General features: G+C 64.4%; 23 protein-coding genes and 1 other RNA gene. 16 read left to right on the top strand and 8 right to left on the bottom strand.

The genetic code is table 11. The features are described from left to right. Positions 1-193 precede the first annotated feature (193 nt). The 6 genes from FVF58_RS28675 to trxA all read right to left on the bottom strand — a co-directional run bounded on the left by FVF58_RS28675 (position 194) and on the right by trxA (position 5,692). Positions 194-460: a type B 50S ribosomal protein L31 gene (locus tag FVF58_RS28675; protein ID WP_149673157.1), complete on the bottom strand. Its 267-nt coding sequence runs from the start codon at positions 458-460 to the stop codon at positions 194-196. Positions 461-724: 264 nt separating this feature from the next. Further along, positions 725-1,558 carry a M90 family metallopeptidase gene (locus tag FVF58_RS28670; protein WP_149673156.1) on the bottom strand — a complete coding sequence of 278 codons (834 nt, stop codon included), beginning with the start codon at positions 1,556-1,558 and terminating at the stop codon, positions 725-727. A 13-nt stretch (positions 1,559-1,571) separates the two neighbouring features. Next, positions 1,572-3,128 (bottom strand): MFS transporter, encoded by a 1,557-nt coding sequence (locus FVF58_RS28665; RefSeq protein ID WP_149673155.1) that lies wholly within the window; start codon positions 3,126-3,128, stop codon positions 1,572-1,574. Then, positions 3,125-3,679, bottom strand: a complete 555-nt coding sequence (locus FVF58_RS28660; protein WP_149673154.1) for a MerR family transcriptional regulator — start codon at positions 3,677-3,679, stop codon at positions 3,125-3,127. Before FVF58_RS28660 ends, FVF58_RS28665 begins: the two co-directional genes overlap by 4 nt. A 180-nt stretch (positions 3,680-3,859) precedes the next feature. Next, positions 3,860-5,128, bottom strand: coding sequence for a transcription termination factor Rho (rho, locus tag FVF58_RS28655; RefSeq protein ID WP_006048863.1), 1,269 nt, complete (start codon positions 5,126-5,128; stop codon positions 3,860-3,862). A 237-nt stretch (positions 5,129-5,365) separates the two neighbouring features. Further along, the gene (gene trxA / locus FVF58_RS28650; protein WP_006048864.1) at positions 5,366-5,692 is read right to left on the bottom strand and encodes a thioredoxin TrxA; all 327 of its coding nucleotides are present in this window, start codon (positions 5,690-5,692) and stop codon (positions 5,366-5,368) included. Positions 5,693-6,155: 463 nt separating this feature from the next. Here trxA and ffs point away from each other — a divergent pair. The 8 genes from ffs (at position 6,156) to FVF58_RS28610 (ending at position 14,594) form a co-directional block, all read left to right on the top strand. Next, positions 6,156-6,254, top strand: an RNA gene (ffs, locus tag FVF58_RS28645) — signal recognition particle sRNA small type. Positions 6,255-6,493: 239 nt separating this feature from the next. Beyond that, positions 6,494-9,061, top strand: coding sequence for a DNA polymerase III subunit gamma/tau (locus FVF58_RS28640; RefSeq protein ID WP_149673153.1), 2,568 nt, complete (start codon positions 6,494-6,496; stop codon positions 9,059-9,061). Positions 9,062-9,128: 67 nt separating this feature from the next. Further along, the gene (locus FVF58_RS28635) at positions 9,129-9,455 is read left to right on the top strand and encodes a YbaB/EbfC family nucleoid-associated protein (protein ID WP_006048866.1); all 327 of its coding nucleotides are present in this window, start codon (positions 9,129-9,131) and stop codon (positions 9,453-9,455) included. Between the two features lie 257 nt (positions 9,456-9,712). Further along, a complete protein-coding gene (recR, locus tag FVF58_RS28630; protein WP_149673152.1) occupies positions 9,713-10,309 on the top strand; it encodes a recombination mediator RecR in 597 nt (198 codons plus the stop codon). A gap of 93 nt (positions 10,310-10,402) precedes the next feature. Beyond that, positions 10,403-11,644, top strand: coding sequence for a CaiB/BaiF CoA transferase family protein (locus tag FVF58_RS28625; RefSeq protein ID WP_149673151.1), 1,242 nt, complete (start codon positions 10,403-10,405; stop codon positions 11,642-11,644). A gap of 103 nt (positions 11,645-11,747) precedes the next feature. After that, positions 11,748-12,785, top strand: a complete 1,038-nt coding sequence (locus FVF58_RS28620; RefSeq protein ID WP_149673150.1) for an ABC transporter substrate-binding protein — start codon at positions 11,748-11,750, stop codon at positions 12,783-12,785. 136 nt (positions 12,786-12,921) lie between these two features. Continuing rightward, complete coding sequence (locus tag FVF58_RS28615; RefSeq protein WP_149673149.1) at positions 12,922-13,734, top strand: ABC transporter ATP-binding protein; 813 nt, start codon at positions 12,922-12,924, stop codon at positions 13,732-13,734. Positions 13,735-13,769: 35 nt separating this feature from the next. Then, positions 13,770-14,594 carry an ABC transporter permease gene (locus tag FVF58_RS28610; protein WP_149673148.1) on the top strand — a complete coding sequence of 275 codons (825 nt, stop codon included), beginning with the start codon at positions 13,770-13,772 and terminating at the stop codon, positions 14,592-14,594. Between the two features lie 111 nt (positions 14,595-14,705). On the opposite strand, the gene FVF58_RS28605 is transcribed toward FVF58_RS28610, so the two are convergent. Then, on the bottom strand, positions 14,706-15,680 hold the full coding sequence (locus FVF58_RS28605; RefSeq protein ID WP_149673147.1) for an NADPH:quinone oxidoreductase family protein: 975 nt from the start codon (positions 15,678-15,680) through the stop codon (positions 14,706-14,708). Positions 15,681-15,990: 310 nt separating this feature from the next. Here FVF58_RS28605 and surE point away from each other — a divergent pair, with 310 nt between their 5' ends. The 6 genes from surE to rlmD all read left to right on the top strand — a co-directional run bounded on the left by surE (position 15,991) and on the right by rlmD (position 22,201). Next, the gene (surE, locus tag FVF58_RS28600; protein WP_149673146.1) at positions 15,991-16,749 is read left to right on the top strand and encodes a 5'/3'-nucleotidase SurE; all 759 of its coding nucleotides are present in this window, start codon (positions 15,991-15,993) and stop codon (positions 16,747-16,749) included. Continuing rightward, positions 16,746-17,843 carry a protein-L-isoaspartate(D-aspartate) O-methyltransferase gene (locus FVF58_RS28595; RefSeq protein ID WP_149673145.1) on the top strand — a complete coding sequence of 366 codons (1,098 nt, stop codon included), beginning with the start codon at positions 16,746-16,748 and terminating at the stop codon, positions 17,841-17,843. The genes surE and FVF58_RS28595 overlap by 4 nt, the downstream gene beginning before the upstream one ends. A 5-nt stretch (positions 17,844-17,848) precedes the next feature. Then, positions 17,849-18,784 carry a peptidoglycan DD-metalloendopeptidase family protein gene (locus FVF58_RS28590; RefSeq protein ID WP_149673144.1) on the top strand — a complete coding sequence of 312 codons (936 nt, stop codon included), beginning with the start codon at positions 17,849-17,851 and terminating at the stop codon, positions 18,782-18,784. A gap of 11 nt (positions 18,785-18,795) precedes the next feature. Further along, positions 18,796-19,878: an RNA polymerase sigma factor RpoS gene (gene rpoS / locus FVF58_RS28585; protein ID WP_149673143.1), complete on the top strand. Its 1,083-nt coding sequence runs from the start codon at positions 18,796-18,798 to the stop codon at positions 19,876-19,878. A gap of 4 nt (positions 19,879-19,882) precedes the next feature. Continuing rightward, on the top strand, positions 19,883-20,659 hold the full coding sequence (locus FVF58_RS28580) for a 3'-5' exonuclease (RefSeq protein ID WP_149673220.1): 777 nt from the start codon (positions 19,883-19,885) through the stop codon (positions 20,657-20,659). A 111-nt stretch (positions 20,660-20,770) separates the two neighbouring features. Then, positions 20,771-22,201 carry a 23S rRNA (uracil(1939)-C(5))-methyltransferase RlmD gene (gene rlmD / locus FVF58_RS28575; protein WP_149673142.1) on the top strand — a complete coding sequence of 477 codons (1,431 nt, stop codon included), beginning with the start codon at positions 20,771-20,773 and terminating at the stop codon, positions 22,199-22,201. 138 nt (positions 22,202-22,339) lie between these two features. On the opposite strand, the gene FVF58_RS28570 is transcribed toward rlmD, so the two are convergent. Further along, the gene (locus FVF58_RS28570) at positions 22,340-23,200 is read right to left on the bottom strand and encodes an outer membrane protein assembly factor BamD (protein WP_149673141.1); all 861 of its coding nucleotides are present in this window, start codon (positions 23,198-23,200) and stop codon (positions 22,340-22,342) included. A 38-nt stretch (positions 23,201-23,238) separates the two neighbouring features. Here FVF58_RS28570 and FVF58_RS28565 point away from each other — a divergent pair, with 38 nt between their 5' ends. Further along, complete coding sequence (locus tag FVF58_RS28565) at positions 23,239-24,537, top strand: RluA family pseudouridine synthase (protein WP_149673140.1); 1,299 nt, start codon at positions 23,239-23,241, stop codon at positions 24,535-24,537. Then, positions 24,534-25,397 (top strand): peptidoglycan editing factor PgeF, encoded by an 864-nt coding sequence (gene pgeF / locus FVF58_RS28560; protein WP_149673139.1) that lies wholly within the window; start codon positions 24,534-24,536, stop codon positions 25,395-25,397. Before FVF58_RS28565 ends, pgeF begins: the two co-directional genes overlap by 4 nt. The last annotated feature ends 195 nt before the right edge of the window (positions 25,398-25,592 follow it).

Here is a 25,592-nt window from a genome sequence, read left to right as displayed (position 1 = left end):
GCGCATTGCGAGCGCAGCTGCAGCGGGTGCCATGAGCACGGCATCGGCGATCCTTGGCCGGTGCATGAGGCAACTACCGAGGCTACAAACAAGCCCGCAAACAAGCCGCCAGCGCAGGTGACAAAAAAAGGGCAGCTCGCGCTGCCCTTTTTTGCTGCTTCGCTGCCGGCCAAAGCCAGCGACGAGGCGGGTATTACTTCGCTGCTGCCTTGCCGGTAGCGCGTGCGCCGAACTTCTTGTTGAACTTCTCGACGCGGCCTGCCGTGTCCATGATCTTTTGCTGGCCGGTGTAGAACGGATGCGATTCCGACGACACTTCGATCTTGGCGAGCGGGTAGGTCTTGCCGTTGAATTCGGCGGTTTCACGCGTCTGGATGGTCGAGCGCGTCACAAACTTGAAGTCGTTCGACATGTCGATGAACAGGACTTCGCGGTAATCCGGGTGAATGCCTTCTTTCATGGTCTTTCCTTTAATCTGGCGGTAGCCAACCCGCGTGCAGCCGCAAAGCGCGGACCGCATCTAGGCGCGAGCCACTTGCCTATGGTCGAAAAACGGCGATTATGCCAGAAAATCAGTCGCTTGACGACTTTTCTGCCAGCTTTTTGGCAGCCGTGAAGGAGGCTGTTTCCGCGACGACAATGCCGGCCGCCGCAGCGTGGGCGGATTTTGGGCTCTGGGCCTTGCCCGGCCGACCCGAGGCATAACGGCGGGAGAAGCGCGCTGTCAGGCCGGCGTGAAGGTCACTCCGACGCGCGCCGGGTCCTGCCGGTAATAGCGCGCGAGCAGCCGGTAAAGCTCCGGATACTCCGCTTCGAACGCCCGCGGCGTCGCGAACAGCGCCTCGCTGCACACGGCAAAAAATTCCGACGGATGATCCGCCGCGTACGGATCGATCAGCGACTCGCGCTCGAAACGCGCCCAGCGACGCTCCGGCACCGCATCGACGCGGGCGCAGAACTGGTCGTACGCGGAGTCGAACACGTCGGCCCACGCCTGCGAGTCGAGCGGCGCATGCCAGCGGCGCATCAGAGGCGGATGGCCGTCCGCCTCGCCGTTGAGCATGTCGATCTTGTGTGCGAATTCGTGAATCACGACGTTGTACGCTTCCGTGCCGTCCGTCATCTGCGCGTCTTCCCACGACAGCACCACCGGGCCGCCTTCCCACGCTTCGCCGCTCGCATCGTGCTCGACTTCGTGCACCACGCCGTCCTCGTCCTCGACGGTCTTGCGGATCACGAATTCGCCCGGATAGACGATCACCCCGACCCAGCCGCGGTACAGATCGAGACTCAGGTTCAGCACGGGCAGACACGCCTGCGCGGCGATCGCCACGGTCATCGCGTCGGTCAGCTCGAGCTCGTGGGCGGTCGAGAATTCCTTTTGCGCGATGAACAGGCTGGTCAGCTCGCGCAGCCGCGCGAGGTCCGGCGCATCGAGGTGCGCGAGAAACGGCAGGCCGTCGAGCGTGGCTTGCCACAGCGCGTCGTCGATCGCGTAGTCGCGCAGCGCGCGGTCGCGGCGGCGCGAGCCCAGCCATTGAGTGAGTTTCGAAAGCATTGCCTGGTGAACCTTAGTCGATCTGTTTTTGCCATGCGGCGAAAATGCCGCCGCAAATCGCTACGCCGATCAGAAAGTAGAAGCCGTCCAGCGAAGCCAGAAAGCTTGCCTGCTGCGCAACCGTCCGGCTGATTTCGACGAGCGCCAGCGAGTGCGCCTCGGGTGCCGGGCGGCCTGCTGCGGCGAAGCCGTGCGTCAGCGCGGCGAGCGCGTTCTGGAACACAGGATTGTACGGATTCACGAACTCAGAGAGGCGAGTTTGATGCAATGCCTGCCGATGCTGCTCGACGATGATCACCGAGGCTGTGGCGAACGAGATCGTCAACTGCCGAACGATGTTTTTCAGCCGGTAGCCGTGCGTGAATTCCTCGATCGCGAAGATTCTGAACGTCAGATTGGCGACCGGCAACACGATGAACAGCAACAGCAGTCCGCGTAGCAACAACGGCACGACGAGCGCCGCTTCGCCGACACCTGGCGACATACGTGTCATCCACGCAGCGGTGAACGCCGCCACCGCGAAGCCCGGCACGATGATCCACTTCTTGCGCGGCAGCAGCTTCGCATAACGCAGATAAACGAACAGCGCGCTCGCGGAAATCAGCGACGTCACGCCGACCAGCCGCCCGGTGTTGTCGACCGGAAAGCCGAGGCCGCCTTCGAGAAAGCGCGAGATCAGATAGCTGAACACGGTCGAGATGTAGTAGTAGAACATATACAGCACGAGCCCGACCTGGAAGACCCTTTCGCGCAGCGCATGTAGACGCATGAGCGGCGCGGGATGGTGCCACTGCTGATACGCGAACCAGCCCAGCGCGACGAGGCCGGCGACCGTCAGCAGAATCAGCCCGGGCGACGCGCTGAACAGCTGGAAGCGCAGCTGCTGCATCACGATCTGCAGCGCGCCTTGGGCGAACGCGAAGATCAGATATGGCCGGAAATGCGCCGACCCGCGCTCTTCGGGCAGGCGGTTGCCGGAGTCGGGTAGCGCGAGCAGGGCCAGTACCGCGAACAGCACGCCCAGTGGCGCGGTGCAGGCGAACAGCGCGCGCCAGTCGAAATGCGCGACCAGTTGACCGCCGATCAAAGGCGCGAGCGCGCTGCTCAACACGATCAGCACGAGAAACGCGCGCGTGGCCGCTGGCCGCTGCTGCGGCGTGAAACTCATCTGGATCAGAATGCGGCAAGTGCCCATCATCGGGCCGATGAAGTAGCCCTGAAAGCCGCGCGCCACGGCGAGTTCGATCGACGATTCGCAGAGTGCGGCGGCGATCGCGCCGGCGCAATAGAGCAGCATGCAGCCGGCCACGTAGCGCCGGTAGCCGAAGCGCTCGACCCACCATTGCTGCTGCAGGATGCCGAGCACCGCCGCGATCGCGTAGGCGCTCGAGGCCCACACCAGTTCGTCGGGCGACGCATTGATGCCGCCGGCGATATAGCTCGTGAAAAACGAGAAGATCGAATTGTCGAAGTAGTCGAGGCCGGTGACGACCGCCAATACCCAGGGGAAAAAATCGCCGCGCAGTTTTTCGACGCTGAAGAGCGCGACGCGGGACGACGCCGCGCTCATGACGATTCGTCCGGCGCGGCGGGTCGTGCTTTCTTTGCACGCTTTGCCGAAGGAGATTGTGCCGTGCTCGCGGTCTTTGCCGCTTTGGCAAGCGCGCTGCGGCGTTGTGCGAGCAGCGCGTCGGCATTCTCGCCGGCGAGGCGTCGTTCGAGATAGTCGAGGTCGGGGCTCAACTCGGCGCGCAGCTTTTGCGCTTCCTTGAGTTCGCGGCGCATCGTTTCGATGCGAGCGTCGAGCGCTTCGACCTGTTGCCCAATGGCGTCGCGAATCTGCTTCAGCGATTCGGTCGAAAAGCGATGCCCGCCATCGACGGGCTCCAGCGGACGCTTGAGCATTTCGGTGATGCCGTGCAGCGAGAAGCCGAGCGAGCGCAAACGCAAAATGCGGCCGAAGCGCTTGAGGTCCTCTTCGTCGTAGAGCCGGTAACGGCCCTCGCTGCGCGTGGGCGAGACGAGGCCGCGTTCCTCGTAGTATTTGAGCGTGCGCGGCGTGACGCCGAGGCGTTCGGCGGCGTCACGCACGGTCAGTAAGGCGGGTGAGTCCTTCGACATGAGCAGTGGCAGGTATGACGGACTGGTCGCATTGTACTCCAACGTGTACGTTCACGTACAGGTTCAGCGGCTGGGCAGCGCCGGAACCCGAAAAGCGAAGTGGGCGGACGAAAAAAAACCGCTCGTTGGTGACGAGCGGTTTTTGCGGTACGGCCGATGCGGCTGAGCTGGCGTGAGGCTTTAGCTGCCGCCGCCACGACGCATCATGTCGAAGAACTCGGAGTTGCTCTTCGTCTGGCGGATCTTGTCGAGCAGGAATTCCATCGACTCGACTTCGTCCATGTCGTGAATGAACTTGCGCAGCACCCAGATCTTTTGCAGGACTTCGGGCTTGATCAGCAGTTCTTCACGGCGCGTGCCGGACTTGTTCAGGTTGATCGACGGGTAAACGCGCTTCTCGGCGAGACGGCGCTCGAGGTGCACTTCCATGTTGCCGGTGCCCTTGAATTCTTCGTAGATCACATCGTCCATGCGGCTACCGGTTTCGATCAGCGCCGTGCCGATGATGGTCAGCGAACCGCCTTCCTCGATATTGCGCGCCGCGCCGAAGAAGCGCTTCGGACGTTGCAGCGCGTTGGCGTCGACACCGCCCGTCAGCACCTTGCCCGAGGCCGGCACGACGGTGTTGTAGGCGCGCGCGAGACGTGTGATCGAGTCGAGCAGAATCACCACGTCGTTCTTCATTTCGACGAGGCGCTTGGCTTTCTCGATCACCATTTCGGCGACCTGCACGTGACGCGCGGCGGGTTCGTCGAATGTGGAGGCGATCACTTCGCCGGCCACCGAACGCTGCATTTCGGTCACTTCTTCAGGGCGTTCGTCGATCAGCAGCACGAACAGCACGACGTCGGGGTGGTTCTGCTTGATCGCGTGCGCGATGTGCTGAAGCATCACGGTCTTGCCGGACTTCGGCGATGCCACCAGCAGGCCGCGCTGGCCTTTGCCGATCGGCGCGATCATGTCGATGATGCGGCCCGTGACGTTTTCCTCGCCGCGCATTTCACGCTCGAGCAGCAGCACCTTGTTCGGGTGCAGCGGCGTCAGGTTTTCGAACATGATCTTGTGCTTCGAGGCTTCCGGCGGCTGGCCGTTGACCTTGTCCACCTTGACCAGCGCGAAATAGCGTTCGCCGTCTTTCGGCGTGCGCACTTCACCTTCGATCGTGTCGCCCGTATGCAGATTGAAACGGCGGATTTGCGACGGGCTGATGTAGATGTCATCCGTGCTGGCGAGGTACGAGGTTTCCGGCGAGCGCAGGAAGCCGAAGCCGTCCGGAAGCACTTCGAGCGTGCCGTCGCCGAAGATCGTGTCGCCCGTTTTGGCTCGTTTTTTTAGAATGGCGAACATCAGTTCCTGCTTGCGCAGGCGGTTCGCACTTTCGATCTCGAGGCCATTGGCCATCTCGATCAATTCGGACACGTGCAGAGTCTTAAGCTCGGATAAATGCATACGGAGAACCCGCAGGAGAAGGTGCGACGAAATGAAATCTGGGAGGAGAGTGAGCGGAACCGCTCAAGGACTTACACGTCTTTTCGACGTTTTGCGGATTCTAGCATAGCACACGCCAATTTCCGCCAGTGCGGCGGCATGGCATCTTTCTTGTTGAGCGTGTTGCCGGATGACAACACGCCCATTTCGACCTGCTCGCGAGTCTCGCGGACTCCGGGAGCGCCGATATGCGCCGCTTTACAGGTTGCCGTCAAGGAACGCGGTGAGCTGCGACTTCGACAACGCGCCGACCTTCTGCGCGGCGACAGCGCCGTTCTTGAACAGGATCAGCGTGGGGATGCCACGCACGCCAAACTTGACCGGCGTCGACTGATGTTCGTCAACATTGATCTTGGCGATCTGCAGACGATCCGCGTAATCCTTCGCGACTTCGTCGAGGATCGGCGCGATCATCTTGCACGGACCGCACCATTCGGCCCAGAAATCGAGCAGCACGGGTTTGTCGGATTTCACGACGTCCTGTTCGAACGATGCGTCGCTAATATGCTTGATTTGTTCGCTCATTGTATGAATACCTCTATCGGTTCGAGGCCCGCCTGAATTGCTCGCCACGATACGTCAAAACCTAAGGAAACTTCCGTTCGCTTTGCCGCACTCGGAGTCTTGCCAACACATGCCGGAAACGTTGATGCCATATCCTGGAATGTGCGGAAGCCTCGCGCATGCGGGTCATCCGTACGGCAGTTTAGCTTAATTCGCTATGCGTTGCCGGGGGCGATAGTACTCATCAGGGGCAGTGGGGCTAACGGCTGCCGGTGAAGTGCTACTACGTTCCAGGCGCGTTTCAACCACCTTCAATCACTGTGACGCAGCTTATGTGGTGGCTGGCTGCGCGAACTCAAGTGCCTCGCCCGCGAGCAAGCGGGGCTCCGTCTATATGGTGTGAAGAGCCTGATTCGGCGCGTCGATGTCCCTTTGCTCGTATTAACAGTCGCGCGATGCGCCAAGCGGTGATAGAATGTTTCGTGACGGGCCTCCTCGCATGGAGGGATGGTCAACCTGGTCAGGTCGGGAACGAAGCAGCCACAGCCGTTTTCCACCAGTGCCGAGGGTCGGGCTCGTCACCTTCCTTTTTCTGTCGTTCTTCTGTTTGTCTCCGCGGGTTCTTCCGCAATATTCCTCAACTCGGGTTTTACCCTTAGCGTCGCCTTCCTCGGTGCATGCCGTCGTGTCGCGGTCGTATTTCGCGCGCTTCATCCATTTTTTTCTATCGGTCCGTTAGCCTCTTTCAATGAAGCGGTGACACGCGCTCGCACATCGTTTCGATTCGGTTTTGCGCGGCATCGTTACTGATACAATTTCCGGATGACCTATCAAGTTCTCGCACGCAAATGGCGGCCGAAGGATTTCGCTTCGCTCGTCGGACAGGAGCACGTGGTGCGCGCGCTCACGCACGCGCTCGACGGTGGCCGTCTGCATCATGCCTATCTGTTTACCGGCACGCGCGGCGTCGGCAAAACCACGCTGTCGCGCATCTTTGCCAAGGCGCTCAATTGCGAGACCGGCGTGACTTCCACGCCGTGCGGCGTGTGCCGTGCGTGCCGTGAAATCGACGAAGGGCGCTTCGTTGATTACGTCGAGATGGACGCGGCGAGCAATCGCGGCGTCGACGAAATGGCGACGCTGCTGGAGCGCGCGGTGTATGCGCCGGTCGACGCGCGCTTCAAGGTCTACATGATCGACGAAGTGCACATGCTGACTAACCACGCCTTCAACGCGATGCTGAAGACGCTGGAAGAGCCGCCGTCGCACGTCAAGTTCATTCTCGCCACCACGGATCCGCAGAAGATTCCGGTCACGGTGCTGTCGCGCTGTCTGCAGTTCAATCTGAAGCAGATGCCCGCTGGTCATATCGTGTCGCATCTCGAGCACATTCTCGGCGAAGAGAGGGTGCCGTACGACGCTCAGGCGCTGCGCCTGCTTGCGCGCGCAGCCGATGGCTCGATGCGCGACGCGCTGTCGCTGACCGATCAGGCCATCGCCTATTCGGCCAATCAGGTCAATGAAGAGGCGGTGCGCGGGATGCTCGGCGCACTCGATCAAAGCTATCTGATCCGTCTGCTCGACGCGCTCGCGGACGGCGACGGCGCCGCTGTGCTGGCGGTCGCCGACGAGATGGCGCTGCGCAGCCTGTCGTTTTCGACGGCCTTGCAGGATCTGGCGAGTTTGCTGCACCGGATTGCGTGGGCGCAGTTCGCACCTTCGTCGGTGCTGGACGAGTGGCCGGAAGCCGGCGATCTGCGCCGCTTTGCCGAAACGCTGAGCGCGGAGCAGGTGCAATTGTTCTACCAGATCGCGACGATCGGCCGAAGCGAACTGGGTCTCGCGCCGGACGAATACGCCGGCTTTACGATGACGCTGCTGCGGATGCTGGCGTTCGAGCCGGCGCCGACCGGCGGTGGCGGCAACAACGCGGCGGGTGCGGCGCGTGCTGCTGGTCAGACGGGGGCGGCGGGTGCGAAGCGCACGGGTGCGCCGACGGTGGCGGCATTGCGGGCCTTGCCGGGCTCGACCGTGACGGCTGCCGCTGCGCCGGCGAGTGCTCGCGAAGCGCAGGGCAGCGATGCGTTGGCGAACAAGGGTGCTGCATCGGTTGGGGCGGCCGCAGCCGCATCGTCCGCTGCGCTACGAAGCGCCGATGCAATGGGCGCTCAAGCGCCTTCGGTTGATACGGCAGCATCGCAATCATCTGCTGCCGAAGCGGCCAACGTCGTCGAGTCGATGCCGGCTGCCGATGAAGCGAAGTCGGCGCCTAGCGTACCGGCTGCGTTGGCTCCGTGGGACGATGCGCCCGCCGACGCCGTTTCGAACGCAGTCGCCGCGAACGCTGGTCTCGATAGCGCGCGCGTAAGCGATATCCCAGCAAAACCCGCTCCCGCTGCCGCGGCGCCTGCGTCATCTCTCACCGCGTCGGCCACTGCGGCGCTCGCGCGCACGGAACAGGCGGCGGCCTCGCAGCAAGAGCCGCCATCCGCAGCCGGAACCGCGCCGCGCCGCGCAGGCGGCGCAAGCGCCGCGCTCGACGTGTTGCGCAGCGCTGGCCTGAAGGTCTCGTCGGATCGTGGCCGCGCCACTTCAGCAGCGGCTGCCGCGCCGGCAGCGCCGAAGCCCGCCGCCGCGCCGCGCGTGGTGGTCCCGGTGCCGACGCCCGGTGGTCCACGCCGCGCGCCGCAGCAGGATGCCGCGCCGGCCGCTCGTGCAGCGTCGTCGCCGCCTGCGCGTGGCAGCGCGGAGCAGGGTGGCTCGTCGGTTCCGCCATGGGACGACATGCCGCCCGACGACTACGTGCCGATCTCGGCATCGGACGACGGCTATTTCGGCCCGCCGGACGACGACTACATGCCCGTCTTCGACCGCGGCCCGGACGATGTCCGCATGAATGCCACGGCCACGGCTGCCGCCGCATCGGCGCCGGCGGTCGACCCGCGCCCGCTGCCGCCCGCCGTGCCGCTCGATCCGCTCGGCTTCAAGGGCGACTGGCCGGCGCTCGCCGTCGATTTGCCGCTGAAGGGCATTTCGTACCAGCTCGCGTTCAACAGCGAACTGATGTCGCTCGAAGGCAACACGCTCAAGCTGAACGTGCCGGTGCCGCAGTACGCGGAAGCGTCGCAGGTCGCTAAACTGAAGAGCGCGCTCGCCGAAAGGCTCGGCCAGAATGTCGACGTGCTGGTCGAAGTCGGTGCGGCGCGGCGCACCGCCGCCGCGAACGACGCCGCGTTGCGCGCGCAGCGCCAGCAGGAAGCGGAGCGCGAGATCGGCGCCGATCCGTTCGTGCAGTCGCTGATTCGCGAGTTCGGCGCGAGCATCGTGCCCGGCTCGATTCGCCCGATTACCCCGGACGCCGCCTCGAACGGCGCGTCGTCGGTCCACTGATTCGCCGCGTTATCCGCTGTAGCGCGACCGATTTCCAGATTTCACGCTATCAAGAAGGAGCATGTCCATGATGAAAGGCCAACTCGCCGGGCTGATGAAGCAGGCTCAGCAGATGCAGGAAAACATGAAGAAGATGCAGGAGCAACTCGCGCAGATCGAAGTCGAGGGGCAGTCGGGCGCCGGTCTCGTGAAGGTTACGATGACCTGCAAGAACGACGTGCGCCGCGTGTCGATCGACCCGAGCCTGCTCGCCGACGACAAGGACATGCTGGAAGACCTCGTCGCCGCCGCGTTCAACGACGCCGTGCGCAAGGCCGAAGCCACCGCCCAGGAAAAGATGGGTGGCATGACCTCGGGCCTGCCGCTGCCGCCGGGCTTCAAGCTGCCGTTCTGAACCCCGCCGCGAGGCGGGCGAGCGCCGCGGCGTGAGCGGAACGCGCCGGCCGGACTCGCGAATGGAATGCGCGGCTCGAACGCAACGCGCCGCCTGCACGCGCATCTCCATTCGCGCCAGCTCGTGCTGGCTCACCCCAGCTCGAACTGCCCTGCGGCGCGGGTATCCGCGCCGCAGCCGCGCCGGCATTTGCCTGACCGAATCCGCCGCATCGCCACCCGCCTGCACGGGCACTAAACACTTCGACGCCGATCCGCATGAAACAACCTTCCGCCTTGTCGGCGCTCGTCGAAGCGCTGCGCGTGTTGCCCGGAGTCGGGCCGAAGTCCGCGCAACGCATGGCGTATCACCTGATGCAGCACGACCGCGAGGGCGCCGAGAAGCTCGGTCGCTCGTTGCTGTTCGCGACCGAGCATCTGCAGCACTGCGAGAAATGCAACACCTTTACCGAGGCGCAGATCTGCGAAGTCTGCCTCGATGATGAGCGCGATCCGACGCTGCTATGTGTCGTCGAAACGCCTGCGGACCAGATCATGCTCGAACAGACCATGACCTATCGCGGCCTCTATTTCGTGCTGATGGGGCGGCTGAGTCCGCTCGACGGCATCGGCCCGAAGGAGATCCATTTCGACCGGCTGGTCAGGCGCGCGTCGGATGGCGTCGTCAAGGAAGTCGTGCTCGCGACCAATTTCACCAACGAAGGCGAGGCTACCGCGCATTACCTCGGGCAGACGCTCAAGGCACGCGGTCTCGCCGTCACGCGTCTCGCGCGCGGCGTGCCGGTGGGCGGCGAGCTCGAATATGTCGACGCCGGCACGATCGCCCGCGCGATGCTCGACCGCCGTTCGATGTAGCGCGGCGCCGGCAGACGGCTGACCAGACCGCCGCGCGCATCCGCACCCGCCACGTCACGACCGCCCACGTCAGGACCAGAACAAAGGAGACCCATGAGCGCCACCCCTGAATCAGGCGCGAGCGCCGCGCCGCATGGACAGCCCGGCCCGCTCGCCGGCGTCAAGGTGCTGGAACTCGGCACGCTGATCGCCGGCCCGTTCGCCGCGCGTTTTCTCGGCGAGTTCGGCGCCGACGTCATCAAGATCGAAGACCCCAAAGGCGGCGACCCGCTGCGTAAATGGCGCAAGCTATATCCGGAAGTCGGCGGCACGTCGCTGTGGTGGGCCGTGCAGGCGCGCAACAAGAAGTCCGTCACGATCAATCTGAAAGCCGAAGAGGGCAAGGAGATCGTGCGGCGTCTCGCGAAAGAAGCGGATATCGTCGTCGAAAATTTCCGGCCGGGTTTGCTGGAAAAACTCGGGCTCGGTTACGACGTGCTGTCCGCCGAAAACCCCGGCCTCGTGATGGTGCGTCTGTCCGGCTACGGCCAGAGCGGCCCGTATCGCGACCGGCCCGGTTTCGGCGCGATCGCCGAATCGATGGGCGGCTTGCGGCATATCACCGGCTACCCGGATTTGCCGCCGCCGCGCATCGGCATTTCGATCGGCGATTCGATCGCTGCGTTGCACGGCGTGATCGGCGCGCTGATGGCGCTGCATCACAAGCAGGTGAACGGCGGCAAGGGCCAGGTCGTCGACGTCGCGCTGTATGAGGCCGTCTTCAACATGATGGAAAGCGTGGTGCCCGAGTACGGCGTCTACGGCATGGTGCGCGAGCGCACCGGCGCGTCGCTGCCGGGCATCGTGCCGTCGAATACGTATCCGTGCCGCGACGGCAGCATCGTGATCGGCGGCAATAGCGACCCGATCTTCAAGCGGCTGATGGTGGCGATCGAGCGCGACGATCTCGCCAACGATCCGGGGCTCGCGCATAACGACGGACGTGTGCCGCGCACCCAGGAAATCGACGGCGCGATCGCCGCGTGGCTCGCCACGCGCACCATCGATGAAGCGCTCGCGGTGCTGAATGCGGCCGACGTGCCGGTTGGCCGCATCTACAGCGTGGCGGACATGTTCACCGATCCGCAGTTCATCGCGCGCCAGATGATTCAGCGCTTCAAGTGGCAGGACGGCCAGGAAATCACGCTGCCGGCGGTCACGCCGAAGCTCTCGGCGACGCCCGGCGAGACGCGCTGGCTCGGTCCCGAACTGGGTGAACATACCGATGAAGTCCTGCAATCGCTAGGTTATGATGCTGAGCACATCGCAAGGTTGCACGCGCAACAGATCGTGTGAAGCGCAGCGCCCACGAGCGCCGCGGCAAAAAACAGAGCAGCGATAGAACAGCTGCAAAACAAGCTGAAAAAAGCCGGACAACAAAGTTTGGAGACGACAGACCATGCAACGCAGAACCTTTCTCGCCGGTAGCGCCGCGCTCGCGGGAGCGACGCTCGTGGCCCCGCCGTTCGCTTTCGCGCAGGGCAAACCTGAAACCACCAAGGTGGCGATCGCGGTCGGCGGCAAGAACCTGTTCTATTACCTGCCGCTCACGATTGCCGAGCGTCGCAATTACTTCAAGGACGAAGGGCTCGAAGTCGAGATTTCGGATTTCGCCGGCGGCTCGCAGGCGTTGAAGGCGGCGGTCGGCGGCAGCGCGGATGTGGTCTCCGGCGCGTTCGAACACACGCTGCTGTTGCAGGCGCAGAAGCAGATGTTCCGCGAATTCGTGCTGCAGGGCCGCGCGCCGCAGATCGTGCTGGCGGTGTCGAAGAGGACCATGCCGAACTACAAGTCGATCGCCGATCTGAAGGGCAAGAAGATCGGCGTCACCGCGCCGGGTTCGTCGACCTCGATCATGGCGAGCTTCGTGCTCGCGAAGGCCGGGCTGAGCGCGAAAGACGTTGCGTTCATCGGCGTGGGAGCAGGCGCGGGCGCGATCGCCGCGCTGCAGTCCGGGCAGATCGACGCGATCGCCAATCTCGACCCCGTGATGACCAAGCTCGAACGCGCGGGCGAGATCCGCGTCGTGTCGGACACGCGCACGCTCGCCGATACGCGCAGCGTGTTCGGCGGCGACATGCCGGCAGGGTGCCTGTATGCGTCGCAAAGCTTCATCACGAAGAATCCGAACACTACCCAGGCGCTGACCAACGCGATGGTGCGCGCGCTCAAGTGGCTGCAGGCGTCGACCGGCAGCGAGTTGATCAACACGGTGCCGGAAGGCTATCTGCTCGGCGACCGCGCGGTGTATCTGGATGCGTGGCAGCACGTGAAAGAAGCGATGTCGCCCGATGGCTTGATGCCCGCAGATGGTCCCGCGACGTCGCTGAAGACGCTGCAGACATTCGACCCAAATATGCAGGGCAAGCCGATCGATTTGTCGAAGGCGTGGACCAACGACTTCGTGAAGAAAGCGCTGACTACCGTCAAGGCGTGATGCGGGCGTAACGCGTAAGCGCAAAGCGCGGACGTAAAGCGCAACGCCAACGCGGCTCCGCTGCGTCTGCCTCGCCCACGCCCGCCACAACCACATCACCTACTAAAACCCGATCTTCGAAGAAGCGAGCCGAACGATGACCGTTGCCGCTCTGGCGCTCGAAAACATCACCTGCACGTTCGCCGCGCGCGACAACCGCGCGCAGCGCTACACGGCGGTCAAGGACACCACGCTGCGCATCGCACCCGGCGAGTTCGTCTCGGTGGTCGGCCCGACCGGCTGCGGTAAATCCACGCTGCTGAACATCGGCGCGGGCTTGCTGGCGCCGTCATCGGGCACGGTCAGCGTGTTCGGCGAACCGCTCGACGGCATCAACCGGCGCGCCGGCTACATGTTCCAGGCCGACGCGTTGATGCCGTGGCGCTCGGCCATCGACAACGTGATGGCCGGCCTCGCGTTTCACGGCGTGCCGGCCGCGCAAGCGCGCGTCAAAGCCGACGAGTGGTTAAAGCGCGTCGGCCTCGGCGGGTTCGGCGACCGTTATCCGCATCAACTGTCGGGCGGCATGCGCAAGCGCGTCGCGATGGCGCAGACGCTGATTCTCGACCCCGACATCATCCTGATGGACGAGCCGTTTTCCGCGTTGGATATCCAGACGCGTCAGCTGATGGAAAACGAATTGCTCGACCTGTGGGCCGCCAAACGCAAAGCGGTGTTGTTCATCACGCACGATCTCGACGAAGCCATCGCGATGTCCGATCGCGTGGTGGTGTTGTCGGCGGGACCGGGCACGCATCCGATGGGCGAATTCACGATCGACTTGCCGCGTCCGCGCGACGTCGCCGAAATTCGCGCGCATCCGCGCTTCGTCGAGTTGCACGCGCAGATCTGGAGCGTGTTGCGCGATGAAGTGCTCAAGGGCTACCAGCAGCAACTGAACGCGGTTTAACCGCGTCGATCCAATCGTCCAAGGCAAACCGAGTCATGTGGAAGACGTTACGCCCGAGGCGGGCGAATCTGGTGATCTGGCAATGGCTGCTGCTCGTGCTGTGCTTCGTGCTCTGGTACGTGCTGACCAGTCCGACGCTGCTGCCGGCGTTCTATTTCGACGATCCGAACAAGGCCGCGTTCTTCTTCGGCGAGCCGCAGAAGGTGCTGCAGCGGATCTGGGAGTGGTTCACAGGCGGCGAGATCTATCTGCATCTGTGGATCACGCTGGTCGAGACCGTGCTTGCGTTCGTGCTGGGCACGGCGCTCGGGCTTGGTGTCGGGTTGTGGCTCGCGCTCGCGCCGCTCGCGAGTGCGTTGTTCGATCCGTATGTGAAAGCGGCCAACTCGATGCCGCGCGTGATTCTCGCGCCGATCTTCGGCGTCTGGTTCGGGTTGGGGATCTGGTCGAAGGTCGCGTTGGGTGTGACGCTGGTGTTCTTCATCGTGTTCTTCAACGTCTATCAGGGCGTGAAGGAAGTCAGCCCAGTCGTGCTCGCAAACGCGCGGATGCTCGGCGCGAACCGCAAGCAACTGCTGCGCTTCGTCTATTTGCCGAGCGCGATGAGCTGGGTGTTTTCGAGCTTGCATACGTCGGTGGGGCTGGCGTTCGTCGGCTCGGTGGTGGGTGAGTATCTCGGCTCGGCGCGCGGCGTCGGCTATCTGATTCTGCAAGCCGAGGGCACCTTCGATATCAACACCGTGTTCGCCGGGATTCTGGTGTTGACCGCGTTCGCGCTGGTGCTCGATGCGATTGTCGGCATGGGCGAGCGGCGCCTCATGAAATGGCAGCCGAAAACCGGGGACACCGAGAAGCTGTAGGCGCGCGCTCGATAAAAAAACGGCATGTGGTTTTGAACACCGCATGCCGTTTTTGCTTTTGCTGAACGACTGACCACGCGTTCAACAAGCATCGATCAGGCGCACAAAGACTTAAGGCGTGATCACCACCTTCCCGATCACACGACGCTCGGCCATATCGCGCAATGCGCGGCCAGTGTCCTCGAGTGAATAGCGCGCGGACACGTACGGCTTGAGCTTGCCTTTACCGATCCAGTCAGTCATCTGCTGGAACGCGGCGTGATTGCGCTGCGGCTCGCGCTTCGCGAAATCGCCCCAGAATACGCCGACCACACTCGCGCCTTTGAGCAGCATCAGATTGAGCGGCAACTTCGGAATTTCGCCGTTCGCGAAACCGACCACCAGATAACGCCCGCGCCAGCCGATGCTGCGAAACGCCGGCTCCGCATACACGCCGCCGACGGGATCGTAGATGACGTCCGGACCTTTGCCGTCGGTGAGCGCCTTGATGCGCTCGCGCAGATCTTCCGTGCTGTAGTTGATGGTGGCGTCCGCGCCATGTGCGACGCAGGTGGCGAGCTTCGCGTCGCTCGATGCCGCCGCAATCACGCGCGCACCTAACGCCTTGCCGATCTCGACGGCGGCCAGTCCGACGCCGCCGGCCGCGCCCAGTACCAGCATCGTCTCGCCGGCCTGCAATGCGCCGCGATCGACCACCGCGTGATGCGAGGTGCCATACGCGAGCGTGAACGCCGCGGCCAGTTCGAACTCGACGCCGTCGGCGAGCGGCACGCAGGCCGCGGCCGGCGCCAGCGCCTGTTCGGCGAAGCCGCCCGAACCGGTGAACGCGACCACCCGCGAGCCCGGCGTGAACTGCGTGACGCCGGCGCCGACCGCGCGCACGATGCCCGCGACTTCCGAGCCGGGCGTGAAGGGCAGCGGCGGCTTGAACTGGTATTTGTTTTCGATGATCAGCACGTCGGGGAAGTTGACGGCTGCCGCTTTGACGTCGATCACCACGTGGCCGGGCGGCGCTTCGAGCTCCGGCAGGTTTTCGACGACCAGGCTCTCGGGCGGCCCATATTGATTACAGCGAATCGCGCGCATCGTGTCTCCATATCGATCAGGGTTCGCAAGCATTTCGGAGTGTAGAGTAATTCGCACGGTCGTGCGTTTATTTTATGTGGCACATTTCGGCACGTTTTTGACACCTTCCTGGGACCTTTCGACAGCTGGGCTGCTATCACGTAACAGCCGCGCGAGAATCCCACGATAGTCCCGCAGCACCGATACAACGCAGCAACGGCAAGCGGCCGGCGCCGCTTCACCACGCACCTCGCGCGTGCGCTTTTACACGCTACGCGCGCGGGGCCGCCGTGTCGTTCGCGTGCCATCTTTCCTCGGTTACAATCGCCGCATGCGAATCCTACTCAGCAATGACGACGGTTATCTGGCGCCAGGCCTTGCCGCGCTTTACGAAGCGCTCAAGCCGATCGCGGACGTCACCGTGATGGCCCCCGAACAGAATTGCAGCGGCGCGTCGAATTCCCTGACGCTGTCGCGGCCGCTCTCGGTTCTGCGCTCGGCCAACGGCTTCTACTACGTGAACGGCACGCCCACCGACTCGGTGCACATCGCGCTGACCGGCATGCTCGACCATACACCGGACCTGGTGGTGTCGGGCATCAACAACGGTCAGAACATGGGTGAAGACACGCTCTATTCGGGCACCGTCGCGGCCGCCACTGAAGGCATCATGTTCGGCGTGCCCGCCATCGCGTTTTCATTGGTCGACAAGGATTGGGCACATCTCGAAGACGCGGTGCGGGTCGCCGCGGAAATCGTCAAGCATTATCTCGAGCAGCCGCTGCCCGGCCATCCGTTGCTGAATGTCAATATTCCGAACCTGCCGTACGAGCAACTCGGCGACTGGCTTATCACGCGTCTCGGCAAGCGGCATCCGTCGCAGCCGGTGATCCGCCAGACCAACCCGCGCGGCGAGCCGATCTACTGGATCGGTCCGTCGGGCAGCGCGCGCGACGCGAGCGAAGGCACGGACTTCCACGCGGTTGCCAATGGGCACGTGTCGATCACGCCGCTGCAGCTCGATCTGACCCACACGCAAATGCTGCCCGTGGCGCGCGACTGGCTGCGCGCCGGCAGCGGCGCTTCATGACCAGCGAGCGCGCCAAGCGCTTTCCGCTCGGCCTCGAGGACCTGGTGCGCGAACCGCGCCGCCCCGAAGGGCGTCCGGGCGAAGTGCGCGCGGCGGCGCTCGCTGCGAGCGCGGCGCTCAATGCGCGTCAACAGCCGGGCAAATATGCGCCGGGCGGCGCCGGGGGCAAGTCGCAGTCCAGAGCGCCGGGCAACGCGCAGACCGTCGTGCAGGCGAAACCGCAGCCGAAGCCTCAAACCATTGCGCCGCCGAAGCCGCAGGCCGCGCCGTCGCTGTTGCAGTCGCAAGCGAAGCCGCAGCCGCAGTCGGCCAAAGCACAGCCCAAGCCGTCGACCTCCGCATCGGGCGCGGCCGCGCGCGGCGCACCGCAATCGAGCTCATCCGCCAGATCCGCCGCCCGTTCCAACGAACGCGCGGCCGCGCCGAACGTCGCGTTGAGCGGCGCGTTGGCGCTGACTTCGGAACGGGTTCGCGAACGGATGGTCGAACGCCTGCGTGCGAACGGCGTGACCGATCAGCGCGTGTTGAACGCGATGTCGGTGGTGCCGCGCCACATGTTCGTCGACCCGGGTCTGGCGGCCCAGGCCTACGAAGATGCGGCGTTGCCGATCGGCCATCACCAGACGATCTCCAAGCCCTCGGTGGTCGCACGGATGATCGAACTGGCGGCGGCCGGCCGCGCGCTCGGCAACGTGCTCGAAATCGGCACCGGCTGCGGTTATCAGGCGGCGGTGCTGAGCCAGGTCGCGCGCGAGGTCTATTCGATCGAACGCATCAAGCCGTTGTCCGAACGCGCGAAGACGAATCTGCGGCCGCTGCGCATTCCGAATATCCGGTTGCACTATGGCGACGGACGACTCGGCCTGCCGTCCGCGGCGCCGTTTGACGCGATCCTGATCGCCGCGGCGGGGCTCGACGTGCCGCAGGCATTACTTGAACAACTCGCGATCGGCGGCCGTCTGGTCGCGCCGGTCGGCTCGCAGGACGGCCAGAACCAGGTGCTGACGCTGGTCGAGCGCCTCGGGCCCGCGCAGTGGCGCGAGTCGCGGCTTGATCGCGTTTTCTTTGTACCCTTAAAATCCGGAGTGATTTGACACCGATGAGTATGTTGCGCGCGATGCAGAGAACCAGCCTGAATGTCCCAATGACCGTAACCCAGCGTAGCGTGTGCGTGCTCGCCTTGTCCCTGTTGATGACGGCCTGTGCATCCCGGCTCGATCAGGCGCCCGTCGTCGATCGTTCCGGCGGCAGCCCGCTCAGTACGCAAGCTGCGCAGCCGGCCGTGCCGCTCGGGCCGCCGCCGCCGGGCTACTATCGCGTGAAGCCGGGCGACACGCTGTACCGGATCGCATTGGAGAACGGCCAGAACTATCGCGATATTTCGGCGTGGAATAATCTCACCAACCCGAATCAGATCGAAGTCGACCAGTTGCTGCGTGTGGTGCCGCCGGGTGCGAATACGGCCGCGCTGACGCCGGGCGTGTCGACTGCGCCGATCGGCGGCGGTGGCGCGGTGCAAAGCGCGCCGCTCGGCAGCACGGCGCCGTCCGCGGGCGCCGCTGCCGGCGTGGCGGCACCGCCGTTGTACGGCTCGGCCGCGAACAATGCAGCGTTGACGCCGCCGGCCCCTGCGGGCGCCGCGAGCGACTCGGGCACCGGCGCGTCGGGCAATGTCGCATTCGGGTGGCCGGTGCGCGGACCGCTCCTCGGCACGTTTAACGATTCGACCAACAAAGGTGTCAACATTGGCGGCGCCGCGGGCGATCCAGTGAAGGCTTCCGCGGATGGCCGCGTGGTCTATGCCGGAAATGGGCTGCGTGGTTACGGCAATCTCATTATCATCAAGCATGATGCAACTTATCTCACCGCGTATGCACACAACCGCTCTTTGATGGTAAAAGAGGGAGACGCGGTAACGAAGGGGCAGAAGATCGCCGAGATGGGCAATAGCGATTCCGACCGTGTGATGTTGCATTTCGAAGTTCGCCGTCAGGGTAAACCTGTCGACCCACTGAAGTATTTGCCGCCGCAATAAGCGATACGACCATGCCGAAATCGAAGCGCCGCCCGCCGCAAGCCGAGTCTGAAACGATCAGCCAGGTTTCGTCCGCCGCAGTGGACGAAAGCGGCGCTTCGGAAGTCGAAGAAGAGATCGCGGAAGAGCACGATCTCGACGAACGTCAGAGCGGCGTGGACGAAGTCGGCGACGCCCGCGAAGGCGCGAGCGAAGCCGCGCCGGACGCGGACGATTTTCGCGCGCTGCTGCAAGCCGAGCTGACCGCGGACACGATCCAGCATTATCTGAATCGCATCAGCGTGAAGCCGCTTCTCACGGTGGAAGAGGAACAGAAGTATTCGCGTCTTGCCAAGGCCGGCGAGTTCGATGCGCGTCAGGTGATGATCGAACGCAATCTGCGGCTCGTCGTCAGCATCGCCAAGGGGTATCTGAATCGCGGCGTGCCGCTGCTCGATCTCATCGAAGAGGGCAACCTCGGCCTGATGCACGCAATCGAAAAATTCGATCCGACGCGCGGCTTCCGGTTTTCGACCTATGCGACCTGGTGGATCCGCCAGAGCATCGAGCGCGCGATCATGAACCAGGCGCGCACCGTGCGCTTGCCGGTGCACGTGATTCGTGAGCTCAACCAGGTGTTGCGCGCCAAACGTCACCTCGAAAAGAATTCGATGAATTCCGGCGAGGCGGCCGAGCGCCGCGACGCCAGCATCGACGACATTGCCTATCTGACCGGCAAGACCACCGACGAAGTCACCGACATTCTCGCGCTGAACGAGCACACGGCGTCGCTCGATGCGCCGCTCGATCTCGACCCGGCGAGCAGCCTGCTCGATCTGCTGTCCGACGACCAGAGCCAGTCGCCGGATGCCGAAGTGCAGCATCGCGAGCTGGAAACGCTGACACGCGCGTGGCTCGCGCGCCTGTCGGACAAGCATCGGCATGTGATCGAGCGCCGCTTCGGGCTCAATCACATCGAACCCGCCACGCTCGAAGAGCTGGCCGATGAAATGGGCCTCACGCGCGAGCGTGTGCGCCAGATCCAACAGGAAGCGCTGGTGCGGTTGAAGCGCTTCTTCGCCTCCAATGGTGTTCGGAAGGACGCCGTTCTATAACTTGATGACACCGATTCTTGTTTTCGACATCGAGACGATTCCCGATGTCGCCGGCATTCGCCGCCTCGAAGATTTGCCTGCCACGCTGAGCGACGCCGAAGTCGCCGAGCATGCGTTCGCCGCGCGTCGTGAAAAGACCGGCAGCGATTTCCTGCCGCATCACCTGCAACGGATCGCGGCGATTTCCTGCGTGTTCCGCGATAACAACGGTTTCCGGGTGCGCTCGCTCGGCACGCTGGAAGACGGCGAGGCGGCGCTGGTGCAGTCGTTCTATCGCGTGATCGAGAAGTACACGCCGCAGCTCGTGTCGTGGAACGGCGGCGGTTTCGACCTGCCGGTGCTGAACTACCGGGCGCTCGTCAACGGCATTCCCGCGAGCCGTTTCTGGGATCTCGGCGAGGACGACCGCGAGTTCAAGTGGAACAACTACATCAGCCGTTACCACGCGCGTCACACGGATCTGATGGACGTGCTCGCGATGTACCAGGCGCGCGCCAACGCGCCGCTCGACGCGCTCGCCAAGATGTGCGGCTTTCCCGGCAAGATGGGCATGGACGGCAGCCAGGTGTGGCAGGCGTACCAGCAAGGCCGCATCGAGGAGATCCGCAATTACTGCGAGACGGACGTCGTCAATACGTACCTGCTGTATTGCCGCTTCCAGCTAATTCGCGGCGCGTTTTCGGCGGCGGAGTATGCTGACGAGATCAACCTGGTCAAGAATGCACTGGCGCAGGAAATCGCGCCGCAATGGGCCGAGTATCTGGCGGCGTTCGAGCAATAGTTTTTCGTTGGCCGGCTCGACAGCCGGCCGACGCAGCGTCGCGCCGAACCTCGGCAGCCCGGCGCTTCGTCTACAATCTCGCCTTTCCCCAAGTCTGTCAGGAAGTCGCAGGTGTCCCGAACTGCCCCCCATCGTCGCTCGCCGAAGCGCCCTTCGAAATACCACAAGGCGCCCGCTGCGGCGCCAGCGCTCGTCATCACCGGCAACGAGCCGGTCGTCGAAATCGTTTCGCTCGATATGGAAGCGCGCGGCGTTGGCCGCATCGAGAGCGAAGACGGTACGCCCGGCAAGGTGATTTTCGTCGAAGGCGCATTGCCCGGCGAACGCGTCAGCTACTCGACGCATCGCAGCAAGCCGAAATTCGAGCAGGCCGAAGTCGTCCAGGTGTTCCGCGAAAGCGTGATGCGCACCAAACCGAAGTGCCGCTACTTCGATATCTGCGGCGGCTGTTCGATGCAGCATCTGGACGTGCGCGCGCAGGTCGCCGTCAAGCAGCGCGTGCTCGAGGACAACCTGCAGCATCTGGCGAAACTGCGCCCCGAAACGGTGTTCCGGCCGATTCACGGTCCGGCCTGGGGTTATCGCTATCGTGCGCGCCTGGGCGTGCGCTATCTGCCGGAGAAGGGCGGCATGCGCATCGGCTTCCACGAGAAGAAGAGCAGCTACATCGCGGACATGAAAACCTGCGAAGTGCTGCCGCCGCACGTGTCGGCGATGCTGATGCCGCTGCGCTTCATGGTCCGCAAGCTGTCGATCTACGACCGCATGCCGCAGCTCGAACTGGCGGTGGGTTCGTCGGTGACGGCGTTGGTGGTGCGCAACCTCGAACCGATCACCGCCGCCGACGAACAGGTGCTGCGCGATTTCGCCGACGAGCACAAGGTGCAGTTCTGGCTGCAGCCGGGCGGCCCGGATACGGTCATGCCGTTCTATCCGCTCGACGTGGAGCTCGACTACACGCTGCCGGAATACGGCATCCGCATGCCGTTCAAGCCGACCGACTTCACCCAGGTCAATCACGCGATCAACCGCGTGCTGGTGAGCCGCGCATTGCGCTTGCTGGCGCCGGCGCGCACCGATCGGGTGCTCGATCTGTTCTGCGGGATCGGCAACTTCACGCTGCCGCTCGCGCGGATCGCGCAGGAAGTCGTGGGGATCGAGGGCAGCGAAGTGCTGACCTCGCGCGCGCTCGCCAATGCCGAGCTGAACGGTGTGGCGGGGCATACGTCGTTCGCGTGCCGCAATCTGTTCGAAATCACCGCCGACGACATGCGCGCGCTCGGCCACTTCGACAAATTCCTAGTCGATCCGCCGCGCGAAGGCGCGCTGGCTGTCGCGAAGGCGCTGGCGGAGATCGCGCAAAGCGGCAATGGGCCGCTGCCGAAGCGGATCGTCTACGTGTCGTGCAATCCGGCGACGCTCGCCCGCGATTCGGGCCTGCTCGTGCACGAGGCGGGCTATCGGCTGGTGGGCGCGGGCGTGGTGAACATGTTCCCGCATACGTCGCACGTGGAGTCCATCGCGTTGTTCGAACGGGACTGAGGCCCGTCGAACTGACGCGGTGACGTGGGGCCGGCTGCGCGGGCCTCGCACGAGAAAAAGCCACGCACAAACAGAAACGCCACGACCGAGGTCGTGGCGTTTCTGTTTGCAGCGGGGAGTGTCAGTGCGTGGCGCGCGTTAGAACTGCCACCACGACTTCTGCGTGCCCGGCCGTGCGTGGCCCGTGATGTACGGGCTATCCGGGAAGGTGCCGGCCAGCACGCGCTTGGTGTCGTCGGCCAGTTGCGGCTGGTTCAGCTTCTCGTACGACAGCATCATGATGTGCAGCGCGTCTTCGATAGCCGGTGCGTTCTTGTACTCGCGCAACGCCAGTTGTGCGCGGTTGATCGCGGCGACATAAGCGCCACGGCGGTAGTAGTAATCGGCCGCGTGGACTTCGTGCGACGCCAGCGCGTTCACGATGTAGCGCATGCGTTGCGCAGCGTCCGGCGCGTACTTGCTGTTCGGGTAGCGGTCGACCACGACCTTGAACGCGTCATACGACTCGCGCAGCGACTTCGGATCGCGCTCGCTCATGTCCTGGCCGGAGAAGCGGCCGAACAGACCGAGGTCGTCGTTGAAGTGGATCATGCCCTTCAGGTAGTACGCGTAAGCGATGTCCGGATGATCCGGGTGCAGCTGGATGAAGCGGTCGATCGCCTGATCGGCGGCGGCGTTTTCGTTGTCTTTCCAGTTGCAGTACGCGACGTTGATCTGCGCCTGCTGTGCGAAATGGCCAAACGGATCGCGGCCTTCGAGCATTTCGAAATACTTCGCGCACTTGCCGAAATCACCACCGGTCAGGGCGTCGTTCGCCTCCGTATATAATTTGTTGTTATTCCACGTTGCCGTTTCGTCGGTCTTTTCCGGCAGGCCGTGGCAAGCCGCAACGACGGTGACGGCCGCGGCGCATGCAATGTATCCGGCCACTTTCCGGGCCGCCTTCTTGATGGCCGCCAAATTGATCGCCGCTTCAGTGATGGTGTTCAAGGCTCGCATTTTCCAGTCTAGCTTTACGTCCAGGTGACCCAGACTCAATGACCCGCTCAAATACTCCAGGCGCCGCAACCGGTGCCCGGAATAGCAACGAAGATTATAGCGTAAGCGCCAACCCCTCCGACGCGTTGGGCGTCGATTCCCTCGACGACGATCTCGGCAGCGATGCGCTCGCGGCCGCAGCCGCGCCGTCCATGGTGCCGACCGTGGCGAGCCGCGTGGCGGACGAGAGTCCGCGCAACGTCGTCGTGCCGGACGAACTGGCGGGCGAGCGCCTCGACAAGGTGCTCGCGCGCGTGTTTCCCGAGTTCTCGCGCAACCGTCTGCAAAGCTGGATCGAAGCCGAGCGCGTGCGGGTCGACGGTAAGCCGGCGAAGATCCGCCAGCCGGTGCCGCTCGGCGCGACCATCGAGCTCGTGCCCGATCTGCTGCCGGAGCAGCTCGCATTCACGCCCGAGCCGGTGCCGCTCGACATCGTCTACGAAGACGACACGCTCGTGGTCATCAACAAGCCGGCCGGCATGGTCGTGCATCCGGCGGCCGGCAACTGGAGCGGCACCGTGCTCAATGGCCTGCTGTACCGTTACGGCGACGCGGCGGCGGGGCTGCCGCGCGCGGGCATCGTGCACCGGCTCGACAAGGAAACCTCCGGTCTGATGGTGGTGGCGCGCACGCTCGAAGCGCAGACCGACCTCGTGCGCCAGTTGCAGGCGCGCACGGTGAAGCGCCGCTATCTCGCGCTGGTGTGGGGCAACATGCCGGAGGAAGGCACGATCGACGCGCCGATCGGCCGCGATCCGCGCGAGCGCACCCGCATGGCGGTGGTGACGAGCGCGGCGGGCAAGCCGGCGCGCACGCATTTTCGCCGCGTCGACTCGGCGATCTGGCAGCGTCAGCCGGTCACGGCGATTCACTGCGATCTGGAAACCGGTCGCACCCATCAGATTCGCGTGCATTGCGCGCACATCGGCCATCCGCTGCTCGGCGATCCGGTGTACGGGCGCGCGCGCGGCAAGCGCTCGGTCACGCCGCTGCCCGGCGGCTTCGCGCGGCAGGCGCTGCATGCGTGGCGGCTCGGGCTGATTCATCCGCAAACCGGCCGCACGATGCAATGGCGCGCCGATGTGCCGGAAGACATCGAGGCGCTGTCCGCGGCGCTCGGTCTGGGGCGCGACGAAGCGGGCGAGTTCGACGACACGTATTATGAGGAAGACGGCTACGACGCGTCGTTGGACGGCGATGCCGACGAAGACGGCGCGCTCGATCACGACGACGCGGACGACGGCGATGACGACGCAGCCGATGACCACGACGACAACCCAAGGGACGATCACGCATGAGCGCGAGTTTGCCTGAGCTGAGCTTTGCCGATGTCGTGCAACCCGCATGGAACGTATCGCCACGCGTGCGCGCGCTCGTGACCACGCGCAACGGCGGCGTGAGTCAGCCGCCGTTCGGCCGCTGGCAGGCCGGCGCGGATCAACCCGGCGGCCTGAACCTGGGCTTGAAAACGGGTGACGATCCGGCCGCGGTCGCGCAGAACCGCGAGCGCTTGCTGGGCCTCGCCGGCGTCAGCGAGGCCGCGTGGCTCGAACAGATTCACGGCGCGGGCATCGTGCGCGCTGAGGATGTGCTCGCGCAGGCGAACGCGCACGGCACGCGCACGCGTGCCGATGCGAGCGTCACCGATCGTCCCGGCACCGTGTGTGTCGTGATGGTGGCCGATTGCATGCCGGTGCTGTTGTGCGACGAAGCGGGCCGCGCGGTCGGTGCGGCGCATGCGGGGTGGCGCGGGCTGGCGGCGGGCATCGTCGAACAGACCGCTCAGCGCGTCGCGCAACTCGCGGGCGTCGAGCCCGCTGCATTGCATGCGTACCTCGGACCGTCGATCGGTCCCGGCGCGTTCGAAGTCGGAACCGATGTGCGTGACGCCTTCATGAACGGTGTAGACGGCGCGCAACGCGATGCCACCGCGGACGCATTCGTCGCGCATCCGGACCATGCGGGCAAATATCTCGCCGATCTGCCGGCGCTGGCGCGCTTGCGTCTGCAAGCGCTCGGCGTGACGCGGATCGTCGGCGGGGATCTCTGCACGGTCACGCAACGCGATCGTTTCTATTCCTATCGACGCGACCGCGAGACCGGCCGCATGGCCGCGCTGATCTGGCTCGACGCTCACGCGCAGACGCTCGCGGACTGATGCGCAGCGCGGCTCGACCCTGCGTCTGAGGAAGTCGCCCGCCCGCATGATGATGATTGGGCCGCCGGGTGCGCCGGTGCGCGCGATTGCATCGCCACGCGGGCGTGTCGCATGCGGAGCGCGTCGACCGTGCGGGCTGCGCGGGGCCGCAAGCAGCGTTTGCGGATCGTACGGGGGGGCGTATGCGGGTTTATT

The sequence above is a fragment of the Paraburkholderia panacisoli genome (genome assembly GCF_008369935.1).
GTDB classification, from domain to species: Bacteria; Pseudomonadota; Gammaproteobacteria; order Burkholderiales; family Burkholderiaceae; genus Paraburkholderia; species Paraburkholderia panacisoli.
Note: the sequence above shows the minus strand (reverse complement) of the source record. Positions and strands in the feature narration are given on the sequence as shown.